This is a genomic window from Spirulina sp. CCNP1310 (assembly GCF_034932185.1).
Classification (GTDB): Bacteria; Cyanobacteriota; Cyanobacteriia; order Cyanobacteriales; family Spirulinaceae; genus Spirulina.
This window is the reverse complement of record NZ_JAYGHW010000092.1, coordinates 87,668-101,987: the sequence shown is the minus strand read 5'-3', so window position 1 is coordinate 101,987 and position 14,320 is coordinate 87,668. Positions and strand designations below refer to the sequence as shown.

At 53.3% G+C, this 14,320-nt stretch carries 11 protein-coding genes; 3 read left to right on the top strand and 8 right to left on the bottom strand.

The genetic code is table 11. From position 1 onward, the window contains the following. Positions 1-14: 14 nt before the first annotated feature. The 4 genes from VB712_RS16890 to pilM form a co-directional block, all read right to left on the bottom strand. Positions 15-2,360 (bottom strand): secretin N-terminal domain-containing protein, encoded by a 2,346-nt coding sequence (locus VB712_RS16890; protein WP_323256839.1) that lies wholly within the window; start codon positions 2,358-2,360, stop codon positions 15-17. A 76-nt stretch (positions 2,361-2,436) separates the two neighbouring features. Beyond that, the gene (locus tag VB712_RS16885; RefSeq protein ID WP_323256837.1) at positions 2,437-3,240 is read right to left on the bottom strand and encodes a hypothetical protein; all 804 of its coding nucleotides are present in this window, start codon (positions 3,238-3,240) and stop codon (positions 2,437-2,439) included. Continuing rightward, positions 3,240-4,085 carry a PilN domain-containing protein gene (locus VB712_RS16880; protein WP_323256835.1) on the bottom strand — a complete coding sequence of 282 codons (846 nt, stop codon included), beginning with the start codon at positions 4,083-4,085 and terminating at the stop codon, positions 3,240-3,242. Before VB712_RS16880 ends, VB712_RS16885 begins: the two co-directional genes overlap by 1 nt. Positions 4,086-4,089: 4 nt before the next feature. Further along, the gene (gene pilM / locus VB712_RS16875) at positions 4,090-5,193 is read right to left on the bottom strand and encodes a type IV pilus assembly protein PilM (RefSeq protein ID WP_323256833.1); all 1,104 of its coding nucleotides are present in this window, start codon (positions 5,191-5,193) and stop codon (positions 4,090-4,092) included. A 170-nt stretch (positions 5,194-5,363) separates the two neighbouring features. Between pilM and VB712_RS16870 the strand changes: the two genes are divergently transcribed. The 3 genes from VB712_RS16870 to VB712_RS16860 all read left to right on the top strand — a co-directional run bounded on the left by VB712_RS16870 (position 5,364) and on the right by VB712_RS16860 (position 9,383). Beyond that, entirely contained in the window at positions 5,364-6,638 is a 1,275-nt protein-coding gene (locus VB712_RS16870) for a sugar ABC transporter substrate-binding protein (protein ID WP_323256831.1), read from the top strand. Positions 6,639-6,874: 236 nt separating this feature from the next. Further along, positions 6,875-8,017: a class I SAM-dependent RNA methyltransferase gene (locus VB712_RS16865; RefSeq protein ID WP_323256829.1), complete on the top strand. Its 1,143-nt coding sequence runs from the start codon at positions 6,875-6,877 to the stop codon at positions 8,015-8,017. Between the two features lie 61 nt (positions 8,018-8,078). Further along, complete coding sequence (locus VB712_RS16860) at positions 8,079-9,383, top strand: TldD/PmbA family protein (RefSeq protein WP_323256828.1); 1,305 nt, start codon at positions 8,079-8,081, stop codon at positions 9,381-9,383. 67 nt (positions 9,384-9,450) lie between these two features. Here VB712_RS16860 and VB712_RS16855 read toward each other — a convergent pair whose 3' ends face one another. From VB712_RS16855 to VB712_RS16840, 4 genes are all read right to left on the bottom strand, one after another. Then, positions 9,451-10,677, bottom strand: coding sequence for a response regulator (locus tag VB712_RS16855; RefSeq protein WP_323256826.1), 1,227 nt, complete (start codon positions 10,675-10,677; stop codon positions 9,451-9,453). Positions 10,678-10,861: 184 nt separating this feature from the next. Further along, on the bottom strand, positions 10,862-11,890 hold the full coding sequence (locus tag VB712_RS16850; protein ID WP_323256824.1) for an XDD3 family exosortase-dependent surface protein: 1,029 nt from the start codon (positions 11,888-11,890) through the stop codon (positions 10,862-10,864). A gap of 517 nt (positions 11,891-12,407) precedes the next feature. Next, the gene (locus VB712_RS16845) at positions 12,408-13,856 is read right to left on the bottom strand and encodes a phosphoglucomutase/phosphomannomutase family protein (RefSeq protein ID WP_323256822.1); all 1,449 of its coding nucleotides are present in this window, start codon (positions 13,854-13,856) and stop codon (positions 12,408-12,410) included. Between the two features lie 58 nt (positions 13,857-13,914). After that, a complete protein-coding gene (locus VB712_RS16840) occupies positions 13,915-14,235 on the bottom strand; it encodes a hypothetical protein (protein WP_323256820.1) in 321 nt (106 codons plus the stop codon). Positions 14,236-14,320 lie beyond the last annotated feature (85 nt).

Genomic DNA, 14,320 nt, shown 5'->3' with positions numbered 1-14,320 from the left:
ATGGATGGGGGTTGTTAGCGGGGGCTGGGGCTGGGGGAGCCGATGCCCTGTTGTTGGAGCATTTGTTGGGTGTCGTAGTTGGGGGTGTAGGTGTAACCAGTAGGGGTTGATTGCATTGAATCATCAAGAATTTGCGGCGTGACGAGGATAACCACTTCTCTCCGTTCATTGGTGCGGCTGGTGCTACGGAAGAGAGAGCCAATAATCGGTAAATCGCCCAAAATCGGAATTTTTTGCGTATTCACCCGATCTTGATCCTGAATAATCCCCGATAAAATCAAAGTCTGCCCATCCCGCATCCGAATTAAACCAGAGCCGAGTTGGCGTGTGTTAAGTAACGCAATCACATTGCTTCCTTCTGCGGTGTTTACTGTTTGTGTATTACCAATTGAGGTAACTTCAGGGGCAAGAGATAAAGAAACAAAACCGTTGTCATCGATACGGCTCACATTGACTGCTAGTTTTAAACCAACTTCTCCTTTTTCCGTTGTAGTGCTTACTGTAACTAAACCATCACTAACATCGCGCTCAACGGTAACATCCGTAACGACTTCTTGAGTCAGTGAAACTTCTGCTGTTTGACCTTCCTGAATAACTAAGCTTGGATCAGTGAGAATTTTTGCATTGTTGTTTTGAATAGAAGCTTGTAGTTGCGCTAAAAACTCATTGATCACATTAAAACTTCGAGAACCAATAGTGCCAATTGTCGTTGAGCCAACGGTATCTCCTGTAATATCTGTAGACACAGGAGCACGTTGACCTGAGCCTTGCAGACTAGGGATAACATTAGTATCGTCAGTACCAAAGTTAATGATGGCAACACCACTTTGATTGATGATGCCCGTATCTCCTAAACCAAAGGAAAAGCTTGTTCCAAATCGGCCAATATTTTGTAAGTTAACATCAATGATTTTTACATTAACAATGACTTGCCTTAGCCGGGCATCAAGTTGCTGAATAATTTGACTGGCAAGTGTTACTTTTTCCGCTGCTCCACTGACGGTAATAGTGTTCATTCGTTCATCTGATGAAACTGCCAATCTTCGCAATGGTAGATTAGCTGCATTATCTAAGGTCGGTCTCACGCTAGAAATTGCAGGAGAATCAAATACAACTTCAAGTAATCGACCTGTTTCAGGATCTCGAATTTCACGCCGCGTTTGTGTAACAAGCTGGACTTCTGCACCTTGAGTTGCTAAATAGTTAGCAACTGTTTCAGCAGTTGCTTGGTTTAGACGAAATGTTCGGCTAACATAATCTTTTGCTCCTTCTGGTAAACGCCTTCCGACAAATATTGTTCGGCCTCGCCGTTGAGCTTCAAGTCCTGCAACCTGCAAAACGTAATTAAAAGCGTTTTGGATCGATTCACCTTCAAGGTCGAGGGAAACAGTACTACTTTCGGGACTACCTGCACTATTAGCACCATCTGCTGCGGCGTTGGTGAAAATTAAGTTTAGACCCGCAGAGCGAGCTAAGAGTCCTAAAACGGTATCTGCTTGTGCTTCCTCCATACGGAGTGAGATAGGTTGTGTTGTACCCAAGTCGATATATTCAGGTTGGACATTCATCGTTGCCACCGCAATATCCCCCACGGGTGGCGCTACCGCACGGGGCAAAAAGGGCGGAGCCGGAGACACAGGTTGAGCCGGGAAAGCCGCCGGAGCCGGTCGCCCCCCATCAATCGTAATTTCTGGATTCGGAACTAAAACATCAGAGCGGGGCGTAGATTGGGCAAAAAGACTCGGATCCAGTTGGAACAGCGGTGACTGTTCTCCCGAAGGCGGCGGAGCCACCGGAGAAGCCGTCGTCGTCGGGCTGGGGGCATTGGGGCCAGGAGGCGGTAGCACCTGGATATCCACCCCCTGATCATTGGCTTCAGGGCGCATCGGCGGCGGCAACGGCGCATTAGCAGGTTGCCGAACAGCAGCGCGATCGCCCGCATTCGCCGCCGACGTAAAGCCCAACACCACCTGATCCGCTTGGCGTTGCAACACCTGCCCCACCGGGGGCGCATCCGTCCCCGTCACAATCACCCGCACCGTATTCGGGCCACTCGCCACCAACTCAATCGCCGCAATCCCCGGAATCGGATTCTCCGTGCGAAACCCCGCACGATTGCCATTGATATTCAATTGCGTATCCACCAACTCCGCAATCAACTGATTACCCTGATTCACCGTCAGGATTTGCGGGCGTTCATTCCCCGTCACCGTCCGTAACACCAACTGAAAATCCCGATCCCCCCGCTGGAGCCGGACATCGACAATTTCCACCGAAGCGGCGATCGCCGGTTGGGCCACCAACGCCACCACCGCCGCCGCACCCACAAAACCCACAGCATTTAAATAAGATCTCGCCATAATCAACTCCTCAAAAACTTTCAATAACAAACACCATCAAGCCCATCTTAATCCCACATTTCCCAACCCGTAGAGACTACTGCGGCGGCGGAGCCGCATTCGGGTCAACCGGAGGCACAGCATTCGGGTCAATCGGCTGCCCCGTAGCCGGATCAACCGCATTGGGATCAGCCGCCGGAGCCGCCGCCGCCAACTCCTCCGCACTCACCGGATACAAGAGCTGTAAATTCAGATTCGTCGTCAATAACGGCCCCCCCGTCGTCGTCACCTCCCCCCCTAACAAAGACTGCCGCTCCTCTTGGGTCGTCACCTCCGACGTAATCGACTTCACCGCCACCAACGCCTGTAACCGCTCAATATTGCGCAAAATCGTCATCGTTTCACTAAAACCCGCCTCAAACTGAAACTCAAGGGTTTGGGTTTTTAATAAACCATTGACATCAGGGCCCCAACTGCCATCCTCAATCTTCTCCGGCACAGCAGGCGGCGTAAATTTCAGCAATTTTCCCTGACTGTTTTCCACCTGCTGACTCACCGTGACCAGCAACGTCTGACTCGCCTCTTCCCCCGCAAACAGACTGAGAACCTCCTGTTGATCCCCACGGGCAACCTGTAAATCGGCTTCAAGTTGGCTGATCCGCGCTTGGGCCTGCTCCAGATTCGTCCGCTCCAATTGCTTTTGATCCACCGTCGATTGCAAAGCAGCCAACTCCGCCCCCGTCGGCATAATCAGCCAATAGGTGATCGCCGCCGCCCCCGCTAGACCCGCAAAGAACAACAAACCGCCCCCAACAGCCGGTGTTAAGGAAGTTCCCATGAAAGAAGGATAGGGAGAAGCCTCCTTCTCCTGATCGTCCATTAAGTCATCGACAAAAGTCATTATTCGAGAAGTCCCCTTTCTTTTAACGTTTCCAAACGAATCACTGAACCCAAGTTTTGCTTATTTTTTAATTGGGCAATCAAGTCCTCACTGGTGAGGGTGGTCAAGTCGCGGATATTCGCTGTAATCGAATAGCGCACCACCGGGGGTAGTTCAATATTGACGTTCCCTCCCTCTTGAGCATCGGGTCCCGTCGGAACCGTCACCGCATTAGGATCCGCCACTTGTTCAACACCTGTGAGCCGTACCGTATCACCACTGAAAAAGGCTGAACGCTGCAAACTCACGGAAAAAACATTCACCGCCGCATAGGAATCCGCATAGCCGTCGAGGGTGACAACGGGCATCGTGTTCGGTGGTGGTGGTGTTGTGCCATCGGCAAGGGGCGCGGCACTGGGGGGCTGGGCTGCTGCCGCCGCTGCATCCGCTGCGGCTACCCGGAACGATCGCAACTGCACCCCGGTAGGAATGCGCACCCGCACATCTTCAATAATCGCTGACCAAGGAAAAATCCGCGCAAAAACCTGCGCTAATCCGTTGGTTTGGCGATTGGCCACCTCAATCTCCGTGGTGAGTTGCTGAATTTTCGCGTTTTGCTGCTGGAGGGCGGTGATTTGGCCGTCCAGAATCATTAATTGTTCATTGACCTGCTGGATTTGTAACCGTTGATAACCCCACCAACCTCCAGCGATCGCCAACACCAACAACGCCCCAACGCCCCCCCCAATCAGGGGAACCAACTCCGTCAGCGTCACCTTACGGGTGGGGGCTTTTGCCTTGGCCACCGCCCCCGGAGAAGCGGCGATCGCCCGATCCTTAAGGAAATTAACATCTAAACTATACATAACCCTAAACCTCCCGCAACCCTAAACCCAACGCCACCCCTAGACCCGGCCGGAGAATCTCCGGAATCTCCTCATCCATCTCCAAGGATAGCGCGGTGACGGGATCAATCTGTTCGGCGGGCAAACTCAGCCGGTTCGTAAAAAACTCATCCAACTGACCAATCCCCCCGCCGGGCCCCGCCAAGAGCAACTGCGCCACCTCATAATCTGCACTCTGATTTAAATAAAAATCAATTGATCGCCGCAACTCATCGGTCAACTCCCCCAACACCCGCAGCAACGCCGCCATCCCCGGATTAATCCCCGTCGCCCCCGTGCGCAACCCATCCACTGGCGTATTGGGAATCGTCATCCCCTGAAGCATTTCTGTATCGCGCTTCGTGGGCAAATTCATCGCCCGGGAGAGGGCGCTTTGGAGTTGAAACGTGCCAATGGGAACCGTCCGGGAAAACTGCGGCACACCATCAACAATAATCGCAATCTCCGTACTCTCAAACTCAATATCCACCAACACCACCGCCTCTTGGGGGCCAAAAGCCCGCAACTGCTCCCGAATCGTGCGGATCAGCGCAAAACTATTGATCTCTAAAACATCGATCTCCAGTTCCGCCTGCTCAAAGGTCTCTAGATACATATCCGTCACCTCCCGCCGCGTCGCCACGAGCAGGACTTGCACCTTCTCAATGCCGTCCTCATCCTCAAAAAAGCCCAACTTTTGGTAATCGAGATCCACCTCCTCACGGGGGTAGGGCAGATACAACCCCGCCTCATGGTTCAGCACCATATCCTTGAGTTCCTGATCATCCAATTCAGAAGGAATCGGAATCAAGCGGATAATCGATTCCCGCATCGGGACAGCGGTGGCAATCTTCTTCGCCTTGATATTGTTTTTATCGAGGGTTTCGCGAATCAGTTCCGCCAATGCAGGGGAGTCGAGAATCCGACCCTCCTCAATGATCCCCTCAGGGACTTCTTCCGTCACAAACGTGACCAGCTTATAGTTTTGCCCCTGCTTACGCAGTTGGACAATATTAATCCGCTCCGGCGCGATCTCCAGACCGATGCCGTTGCCCTTCTTAGCAAATAGGTTTTTAACGGAGTTGAACATGGGCGTTGTGCGTCCAGGCGGTGCAGACAATGGTGGGTTTAGCCTGAGTGTAGTCTAAATCTACCCAAATTTCTCCCCAAATCACCAGGCCAGGGGCGAGATTTTCTTCCCAGCATTGAGGGTACTCGTGGGTTATAGTGAATCTCGAATTCTTTCCCCTTGGCTTTGCTATGTTGCACCGTCGTTCCGCCCTGCGCACCCTCTGTTATGGCTTGATTGGTTTGTGTCTGACTTGGCTCACCAGTTGCGGTGCGCCCCAAACGGACAACAGCCTAGAATTTTGGACGATGCAACTTAAGCCGGAGTTTACCGAATACTTTACCGAGTTAATCGCTAACTTTGAGGCGGAGAATCCTGAGATTACCGTGCGTTGGGAGGATGTGCCTTGGAATGCGATGGAGGCGAAGATTCTCACCTCGGTTTCGGCCCAAACTGCGCCGGATGTGGTGAATTTAAACCCAAAATTTGCCTCCCAACTGGCGACGCGCAACGCTTGGCTCGATTTAAACGATGCCCTCACCCCGGAAGACCAGGGGGAATACCTGCCGAAAATTTGGCAGGCGGGAACCCTCAATGATCAGGCGTTTGGTGTGCCTTGGTATTTGACGACGCAAATCACGGTGTATAACGAGGCATTGCTCACTGAGGCGGGGGTTGCCTCGCCCCCTGCTACCTATGAGGAGTTGGCAAGGGTGGCGCGGGCGGTGAAGGACAAGACGGGGAAATATGCCTTTTTTGTGACGTTTGTGCCGGAGGATTCGGGGGAAGTGTTGGAATCGTTGGTGAAGATGGGGGTGGAGTTGGTGGATGAGGCGGGGAAAGCGGCCTTTGATAGCCCGGCGGGGTTGGCGGCTTTTGAGTATTGGGTGAGTTTATATCAAGACCAATTGTTGCCACCGGAGGCGCTGACTCAAGGCCATCGCTATGCCATTGATCTCTATCAAGCGGGAGAAACAGCGTTGTTGGCTACATCGGCACAGTTTTTAGGGGCCATTGAAACCAATGCCCCGGAAGTGGCTGCTGTTTCCGCCGCTGCCCCCCAAATTACGGGGGAAACAGGGAAAAAGAATGTGGCGGTGATGAATTTGGTCGTGCCACGGGATAGCGATCGCCCCGAGGATGCTGTTAAATTTGCCCGCTATGTCACCAACAGCGACAATCAACTGGCCTTTGCCCAGGCGGCCAATGTTTTACCCTCCACCCAACCGGCATTACAAAAATATATTGCCTTTCTCAGTGGCAAGCCCGATGTTACGCCCCTAGAGCAGGCGATTAAGGTGGGGGCGGAGCAGTTGCCCGATGCGGAGGTGTTGATTCCCCCCATGGACAATCTCAACCTGCTCCAAAAGGCCATTTATGAAAACTTACAGGCCGCGATGTTGGGACAAAAAACCGTTGAGGTGGCGTTGCGGGATGCCGCAGCCCAGTTTAATGCGGAAACTTAAGAAACTTTAAGGATGCTCAAGAAATTTCACAGCATTTCACGGCATTTCACAAGTTTTTCACGATTAATCCCTTAAGCTTTTTTCCAGGGAACAGAAAACGACCGGAGACGGTTTAACCGCTTCGGTCGAGACTGAACCTGACTGATGGACTTGCGCCCTCTGGCTGACCCCAGGGGGCTTTTGTACTTGGGAACCGTTTCAGGGGAAGATGGAAGGATGGAATGGGAAGAGCAAGAATGGTACGTTACTTTGCAACAGTTGCGCGGGGCCTAGAGGCCATCGCTGCGAAAGAATTGAAAACCCTCGGAGCAACGGAGGTGAAGCCCCAATTTACTGGGGTGGAGTTTTGGGGCGATGGGTCTGCTGACTCAGATCGCCGCCTGCTTTACCGCGTTAATCTTTGGGCGAGAACAATCTTCCGGGTATTCGTCCCTATTCTTGAATTTCCTTGCTCCCATGCTAAACAGTTATATCGGGAAGTGCAACTAGTGGATTGGCGGAATTATCTCTCCCCGGAACAGACCCTAGCGGTGGACTGCACGGGGGGAAACACGGAGTTGAACCATACCCATTTCACTGCTCTCCAGGTTAAAAACGCCATTGTCGATCAACAACGACAGCAAACGGGCCGGCGCTCCAACGTTGATCCCCACAATCCGCAAGTGCGGCTCAATCTCCACATCCACCAAGGGCGGGGCATTCTCAGTTTGGATAGTTCTGGGAGTAGTTTACACCGACGGGGCTACCGGCCGGGGGTAGGGGTGGCTCCCCTCAAGGAGACCTTGGCGGCGGCGTTGTTGGCCCATATCGATTGGCAGGGCGATCGCCCCCTCTTCGATCCCTGTTGTGGTTCGGGGACAATTCCCCTCGAAGCGGGCCTCAAAGCGTTGAATATTGCCCCGGGTTTATTTCGCGCTCAGTTTGGTTTTGAGGGCTGGCCGGATTTTGATGCTCCACTCTGGGCCCAATTGCGGGCCGAAGCCGAGGCGGCGCGAAAAACCCAACTCCCGGCGGCCATTGTGGGGAGCGATCGCGATCTGCAAACCCTCCAACAGGCGCGGGACAATGCCGCCCATTGCGGGTTAGATCAACAGGTAGATTTTAAACTTCAGGATATGGCGGAAGTGCGCCCCCCCACGGAAGAGCCGGGAGTGTTAATCTGTAACCCCCCCTACGGCCATCGTTTGGGGGAAGCGGAGGAATTAAAAGGGTTTTATCGAGAATTAGGGGATCTGTTTAAACAACGATTCACCGGCTGGACAGCCTATGTCTTAACGACGAAACCCCTGAGCAAGGAAGTGGGATTGAAAGCCAGCCAACGGTTTCCCGTGTTCAACGGCACATTAGCCTGTACCCTATTGCGTTACGACTTGTATTAAGCCTCACCCCCAGCCCCTCTCCCAAAATGTGGGAGAGAGGAGTAGCAAAATTCATCAATCCATGAGCAATTATTCCCTGGCCGAACAGGTCTTAACCCTGGCCCAACAATCCGGAGCCGCAGCCGCTGAAGTCTATTGCGCCAATGCCCAAAGCCAGCCGGTGGTGTTTGAGGCCAATCGCCTCAAACAGTTGGAAAGTAGCACCTCCGAGGGGATGGCCCTGCGGTTGTGGGTGGAGGGGCGGCCAGGGTTGGCGGTGGCCTATGGGGCGGTGGAGCCGGAAATTTTAGTGGCTAAAGCGAAGGCGATCGCCGAACTCAATCCCCCTGAAGAAATTGAACTTTACGCAGGCCCTTCCTTTCAGGGGGAAGATCCCGGCCATTGGTTTGAACCCACCCAGTTAATCCCTTGGGGGCAGGCGGCGATCGCCCAAATCCTCGATCATTACCCTGAAGTTCTCTGTGGCTTAACAGTGGAGTGCGATCGCGAAACCAGCCTTTTGCTCAACAGTCGCGGCTTTCGCGGCGGGTACAGCACCACCGGATTGAGTGCCAGCTTAGGGGTGGAATGGGTGCGAGGGGAGGATTTTTTAGGGATTTATGATGATCTCGACAGCCAAGGGGCAAGGCTTCCCGATTGCCAAACGTTGCTAGACCGGATTTTTGACCATTTAACCTCAGCCCAAGACCACGCCCCCGCTCCCCTCGGTGTGATGCCCGTCCTCTTTACCCCCAAAGCTGCACCACTCTTCTGGGAAGTGGTGGAAGAAGCCATGAGCGGCAAAGCCTGTTTAGAAGAAGCTTCTCCCTGGAGTAAACGGCAGGGGGATCTGCTCCTCGCCCCCAATCTCACGCTCCACCAAGATCCCCACCAAGGAGATGATTATTGCCCCATGGATGACGAAGGCATGGCCACCCAGGCGTTTGCCTTGATCAACCAAGGGATTTTTGAACGGATGTATTGCGATCGCCGCGTCGGCCGCCAACTGAGCCAGAGCAGCACCGGCAACGGTTTCCGCACCAGCCTCGGCCGTTATCCCAGCCCTGGGCTAGTGAATTTAATCGTCACCCCCGGCAATCATCGCCCCGCCGCCTTACAGGGCATGATCCGCGAGGGTCTAATGGTGGATCAAATTTTGGGAGGAGGTGGGGATTTATCGGGGGATTTTGCCGTTAATGTTGATCTGGGCTATCGCATTCATCAGGGTGAAATCATTGGCCGGGTCAAAGATACGATGATCGCGGGCAATGTCTACAATGCTTTGAAAAAAAATGTGGTGTTAGGCGAAGATGTCCGTTGGGTGGGGAATTACGCCACCCCTTCACTATTGGTAGAGGGGTTATCAATTGTGAGCGATGAGGGGTGAGGAGTGGGAAGTGAGAAGTGAGGCTAAACTTTACTCTCTTCTCTATCCTCTTTTCTCAAAAGCGGGATTACGCCGTCGGGGTACATTGGGCTTGTAGGGCTGCCTTGAGCTTTGCGCCGCTGGTGGTTTTTGTTAAAAACCCCGAAGCGCCCACCATTTTCGCCCGCATCCGATCCACCACCCCATCATTGCTCGTCAACATCAGCACCGGCAGGTTTTTAAACTCACTCACCCGGCGAATTTGCGCACAAATTTCATAACCGTTGGCGATGGGCATCACCAGATCCAACAACACCGCATCGGGTTTATATTTGAGCAACAGGGGCAGGGCTTCAATGGGGTTGGTGATGCTGAGGACGCGATAACCGGCGTTGGTAAGGAGTTTATGGAGGCAGGCCTGCACCCGTTGATCGTCATCAATACAGGCGATGAGCGGTTTGCGGGCGGGATCAGCTTGGGCGGTTGGGGGGGTGGGTTTTTGGGGTTGGCGGGGGAGATCGTGGGGTAGGACGGCGAGGGTGAGAAGGTGATTTTCAATGAAGGGGATGAAGGCGCGGGTGATGGCCATCACGGTTTGACCCTTGAGGGCGGCAATGTCCCGAAGACTGCGCTGGCCATTGATTAAGCGGCTCAGTTGTTGGTAGTGGTTAGGGCTGTGGCTTTCCAGGAGGGCGGCATCGACGATGATCGGGGCGAGGTTGGGGGAGCAGTGGCTCAAGCCCGCTGCCACCCAGTTTTGCCATTCCCCTTGGCTGTGGTGGAGGGTGGCGATTAAGTCCAGCATTGCCGCTTGGGGAAGCATCCCAGTGCTGGAGGGGCGCACCGTGGGGTTAACGGTGAGGGTGTAGGGTTCGCTCTCGGCGTGGAGGGAGGCGAGGGCGATCGCCCGGATCAGATCAAAACAGCTATTTTGCGCCACTTCTGTAACGATGGCGATCGCCTGACCATGGTTAATTTTTTGCCGCAGCGTCAGCATCACGAGGGCATGATATTCAGGGTTCGGGCTATTGAGGTCGGCGCAGTCCTGTAATTCTTTAGGATCGAGGCCTTGGCAATGGATGAGGAGCGATCGCCGCCATTGCCGCACCGGATGTTCTCCCCGCCCTACCCAGACCAACCGCCCCAAATGAAGGTAAAAATCCCAGGCTAAACCGCCATTGAGGCTAACGGTCAGTTGACCCGTAAACTTCTCAACACAATAGGGTTGCAATTGAGCCGCCAGTCCTTGAATCAGCGTAACAGGTGTGACGGCAGCAGCGGTTAAGTCAGAGTTTAACGAGTAAGGCTGGGTCATGGGAGGCAATCAAGGTAGGTGCAAAGCAACAATACCCATTACTATAAAGCAACAGTTGTGAAAAACCTGTGAACATGGCAACCCATTGCATATTCGGTGCGCCTCATCTACCCCAACCCGAAAAAACGGTGCTGAGTTTCAGCACCGTAATCGTTAATTCATCGGGGAGGATGATGATGAAGGCTTAAGCGTCTTTTTTCATTTGTTGGCGTTTCTTATAACCCATCATCGACATCAAAGCGGCGATCGAACCGATGATTGTCCCGGGTTCTGGGGTTGCTCCCTCGGTTTTACCAGGACTGCCGGGCGTGCCAGGGGGAGGGGTGGGAATGGCTGCAAAGGTTCCAGCGGTTCCCATCGTATCGTTGGCGCATTCTGCCATCACATGGGCGACCCAGTTCAATTCACCGCCAGGGAGCAGGGAACGAGCAAAGCTAAACCCGAAGGTTTGAGTTCCCATCGTTTGGCCAGCGGCTTGAGATCCGAAATTTAAACCCATGGTGGAGAGTTGGGCATAGTCGAGGAGATTGATATCACCCACCTTTTCACCCGTTTTGATCACCGAATGACCGTGGGCCCCCAGATAGGTTTGCGCGTCAGTGGTGGTCATGCCGTCGATTAACTCCACTGCGCCCGTTCCGACAGTTTTGTTATTGACTTTAACGGTTTGCCCGTTAACGTAGTTGTTGTATTGGTTATAGCTACTCCAACCGTTGTTACTGCCGGTGACGTTCATCGTCGTAATCCCGCTGAAAATCCCGGTTCCCGAAACACCAGAGTCATTGCTTCCGGCAAACCGAATACCGAGGACTTTACCTTGGGCTTTTGCCTGCTCAAAGCTTAAGCTTTTATCGAGGTTGAGGAACATATCCCCCCAGCCAATATTCTTATCGGCAGCAACGCTGTCATACCAACCGTTCAAAGCGAGGTTCGAGTTAAAAGCAAAGGTAACGGTGTCATTGTTGACGCTGTAGGCCATCCCAAAATGCTCGTATTGGCTGAACAGTCCTACGCCATGGGCAGCAGATCCTGTGGTGACTTGCCCCTTGGCGTTGTAGTTGATGCCATCTCGGATTAAGCCGCCGGTTCCATCGGAGAAGGAGTCAAGAGAGTAGTTCCAGGTTTGGGCTTGGGCTGCGAAGGGCAACAGGGCAGAGGCACAAAGAGTAATTGCGCTGGCAGCAACCAGGGTTTTCAAGGTAGTAAAGGTCATCATCACGCTCCCAATTTATCTATAGTAAGGACATCAAAAGTTTTTAGTAGATGGAGGCAACCTGAGCCACTGCGTCGGTGGGGGAAGTCGTTTAACTTTTCTCTGGAGAATCTAAGCTGTGCTTGTGGGAAAGCATTGAAGGCTTAGGGGGAAAAAATCTTTTCCTGAACAATCCTATCCTAATGGCGAGTTTTCCCCATGACAATAGGGTTCAAGCTATCTTTACAGACTTTTCATCAAAATTAGTGTCTTTATAAAGCATTGGTAGAGCTACACAACAAGTGATTTTCAATTTCACAAGCTTTGTCCGTATATTCTTGGATTTTCGCTGAAGAAATAATTTTAACTCAGTGAATATACGGAGTACATCTCAATTTGGCAACCGGAACCCACCCCGCCCTACGAGCACCCCAACGAGGAGGGGAACGAGGAGGGGAAAGTTTTTCAGAAATTTTCTCCTGGTCGGGGTAGGGGGTGGGGTTTTTGGCAGCAACTGGCAAACGTTGGAATGCTTCTGTTAAACCGCTGTGGAATTGGCCCAATCCTTGGCCCAATGGAGGATTTCCTGCACTGTCTCCATCGTGGCCGCCTCGCAATAGAGCCGCAAAACCGGCTCTGTGCCGCTGAAGCGGATCAGCAGCCAACTGCCATCGGCTAACCGTAGCTTATAACCATCAATGCTTAAACAATCCGTGACTGCTTTCCCCGCCACAGTTTCCGGAACTGCCGCCTGGAGCCGCTCCACGAGGGCATTGCGCACCGCCATTGTTGCCAGGGGGAGATCAATGCGGTCATAGGTGGAGGTGAAGCCTACGGAGGCCTGGAGTTGACGGTGGCGATCGCCAATATCTTGGCCCGATTCCACCAACGCCTCCAATAGATAGAGGGCCGATAACAACGCGTCCCGTTCCGGAATGTGTGTGCCGTAGCCAATGCCGCCGGATTCCTCCCCACCGATGAGGACATCAGTTTGCAGCATCCGATCGCCAATGTATTTATAGCCAATGGGGGTTTCAAACAGGGGAATATTGAGCCGTTGGGCTAATTTGGGAATCAGATCCGAGCCGCTCACCGTTTTGACAATTTCCCCGGTAAACCCCTTATGGGTCGATAAATGCTCAATCAAAATCGGGATCAAAACCTGAGAACTGCGAAACTCCCCTTGGCCATCAATGGCGGCAATGCGATCGCAATCCCCATCAAACACCAATCCGACCCGAATCCCCGGCTCTTGATTTGTAGCAGCAGCGCGGATCGTCGCCATGATTTCCGTTAAGTATTTGGGGAGCGGTTCCGGTGCGCCGCCGCCAAAGAGGGGATCGCGATCGCTATGGAGTTCATGAATCGCAATCCCTAGCAGCCGCTCTAACCCCGTGGCCGCCGCCCCATGCATCACATCAGCATAAACCTGGAGGGAGCCAGAGGCGATCGCCTCGCGAATCCGCCCCACATCCACCTTTTGCCGTAATGCTCCGCAATAGCTTTCCCAAGGATCAAAGCGGTTGAGGGTTCCGGGGGTGACATCCTGGGGCAGAGCTTCCCCTAGCCGGGCCTCAATCTGCTCCGTAATTTCCGCCGTCACCGACCCCCCAAACCAGCCTTTCACCTTTAAACCCAAATAGCTGGCGGGGTTATGGCTAGCGGTTAACACCAAAGCCCCTAAGGCCCCTTGCGCTTTCGCGGCCCAAGAAAAGGCCGGCGTGGGGGCGTAACTCTCCGCCAACAACACATCAAAGCCAATGGCCTGCACCGCTTCCGCTGCGGCCTGGGCAAAGGTTTCCGCCATAAAGCGGCGATCGTAACCGACAATGATTAGCCGATTTTGCTCCACATGGCCATAGTTTGCCGCCAACACCGTCGCAGCAATGGGGGCGACCTGTACCAACCGCTCCATCGTAAAATCGGCGGCAATCACCCCCCGCCAACCGTCGGTACCAAAGCGAATCGGATTAAGGGTGAAAGCCATAGTTTTAGGTGTCCTGAAGCGTTTGATCTCGGTCTAATTGTAGCCTGATTCTTCGAGGCTACTTTTCCGGATCAGGGTAAATTCCCATCTGCCAATCGAGGTTAATCAAGAGGGCTTGGAGGCGCATCCGCTCAATGAAGGGCCAACCCCCCGTTTCCTCCATATCCCGGAGCAGATTGGCGAGATCGTGGCGGGTGGTGGGCAAATGGGGCAGAAAAAGATCGTCGCGGATTTGGGCATGGGTAGCACTGAGCGATCGCAAAATATTTAACGTGGCTAGACTATCGCCTTCCTGTTGATGGGCGAGGTCGAGCAGCGCGGCTAAAAGACGAGTGAGTTCAGCCTCGCAGGGATTCGGGGCGTTGTGATCGCGTTCCATAGGTACAAGTAAACAGCAAACAGAGCCAATGCTCCCTCAAATCATACGCCTAAGCGGTTCCCTGTCGGGATTGGGGGGGGCGATC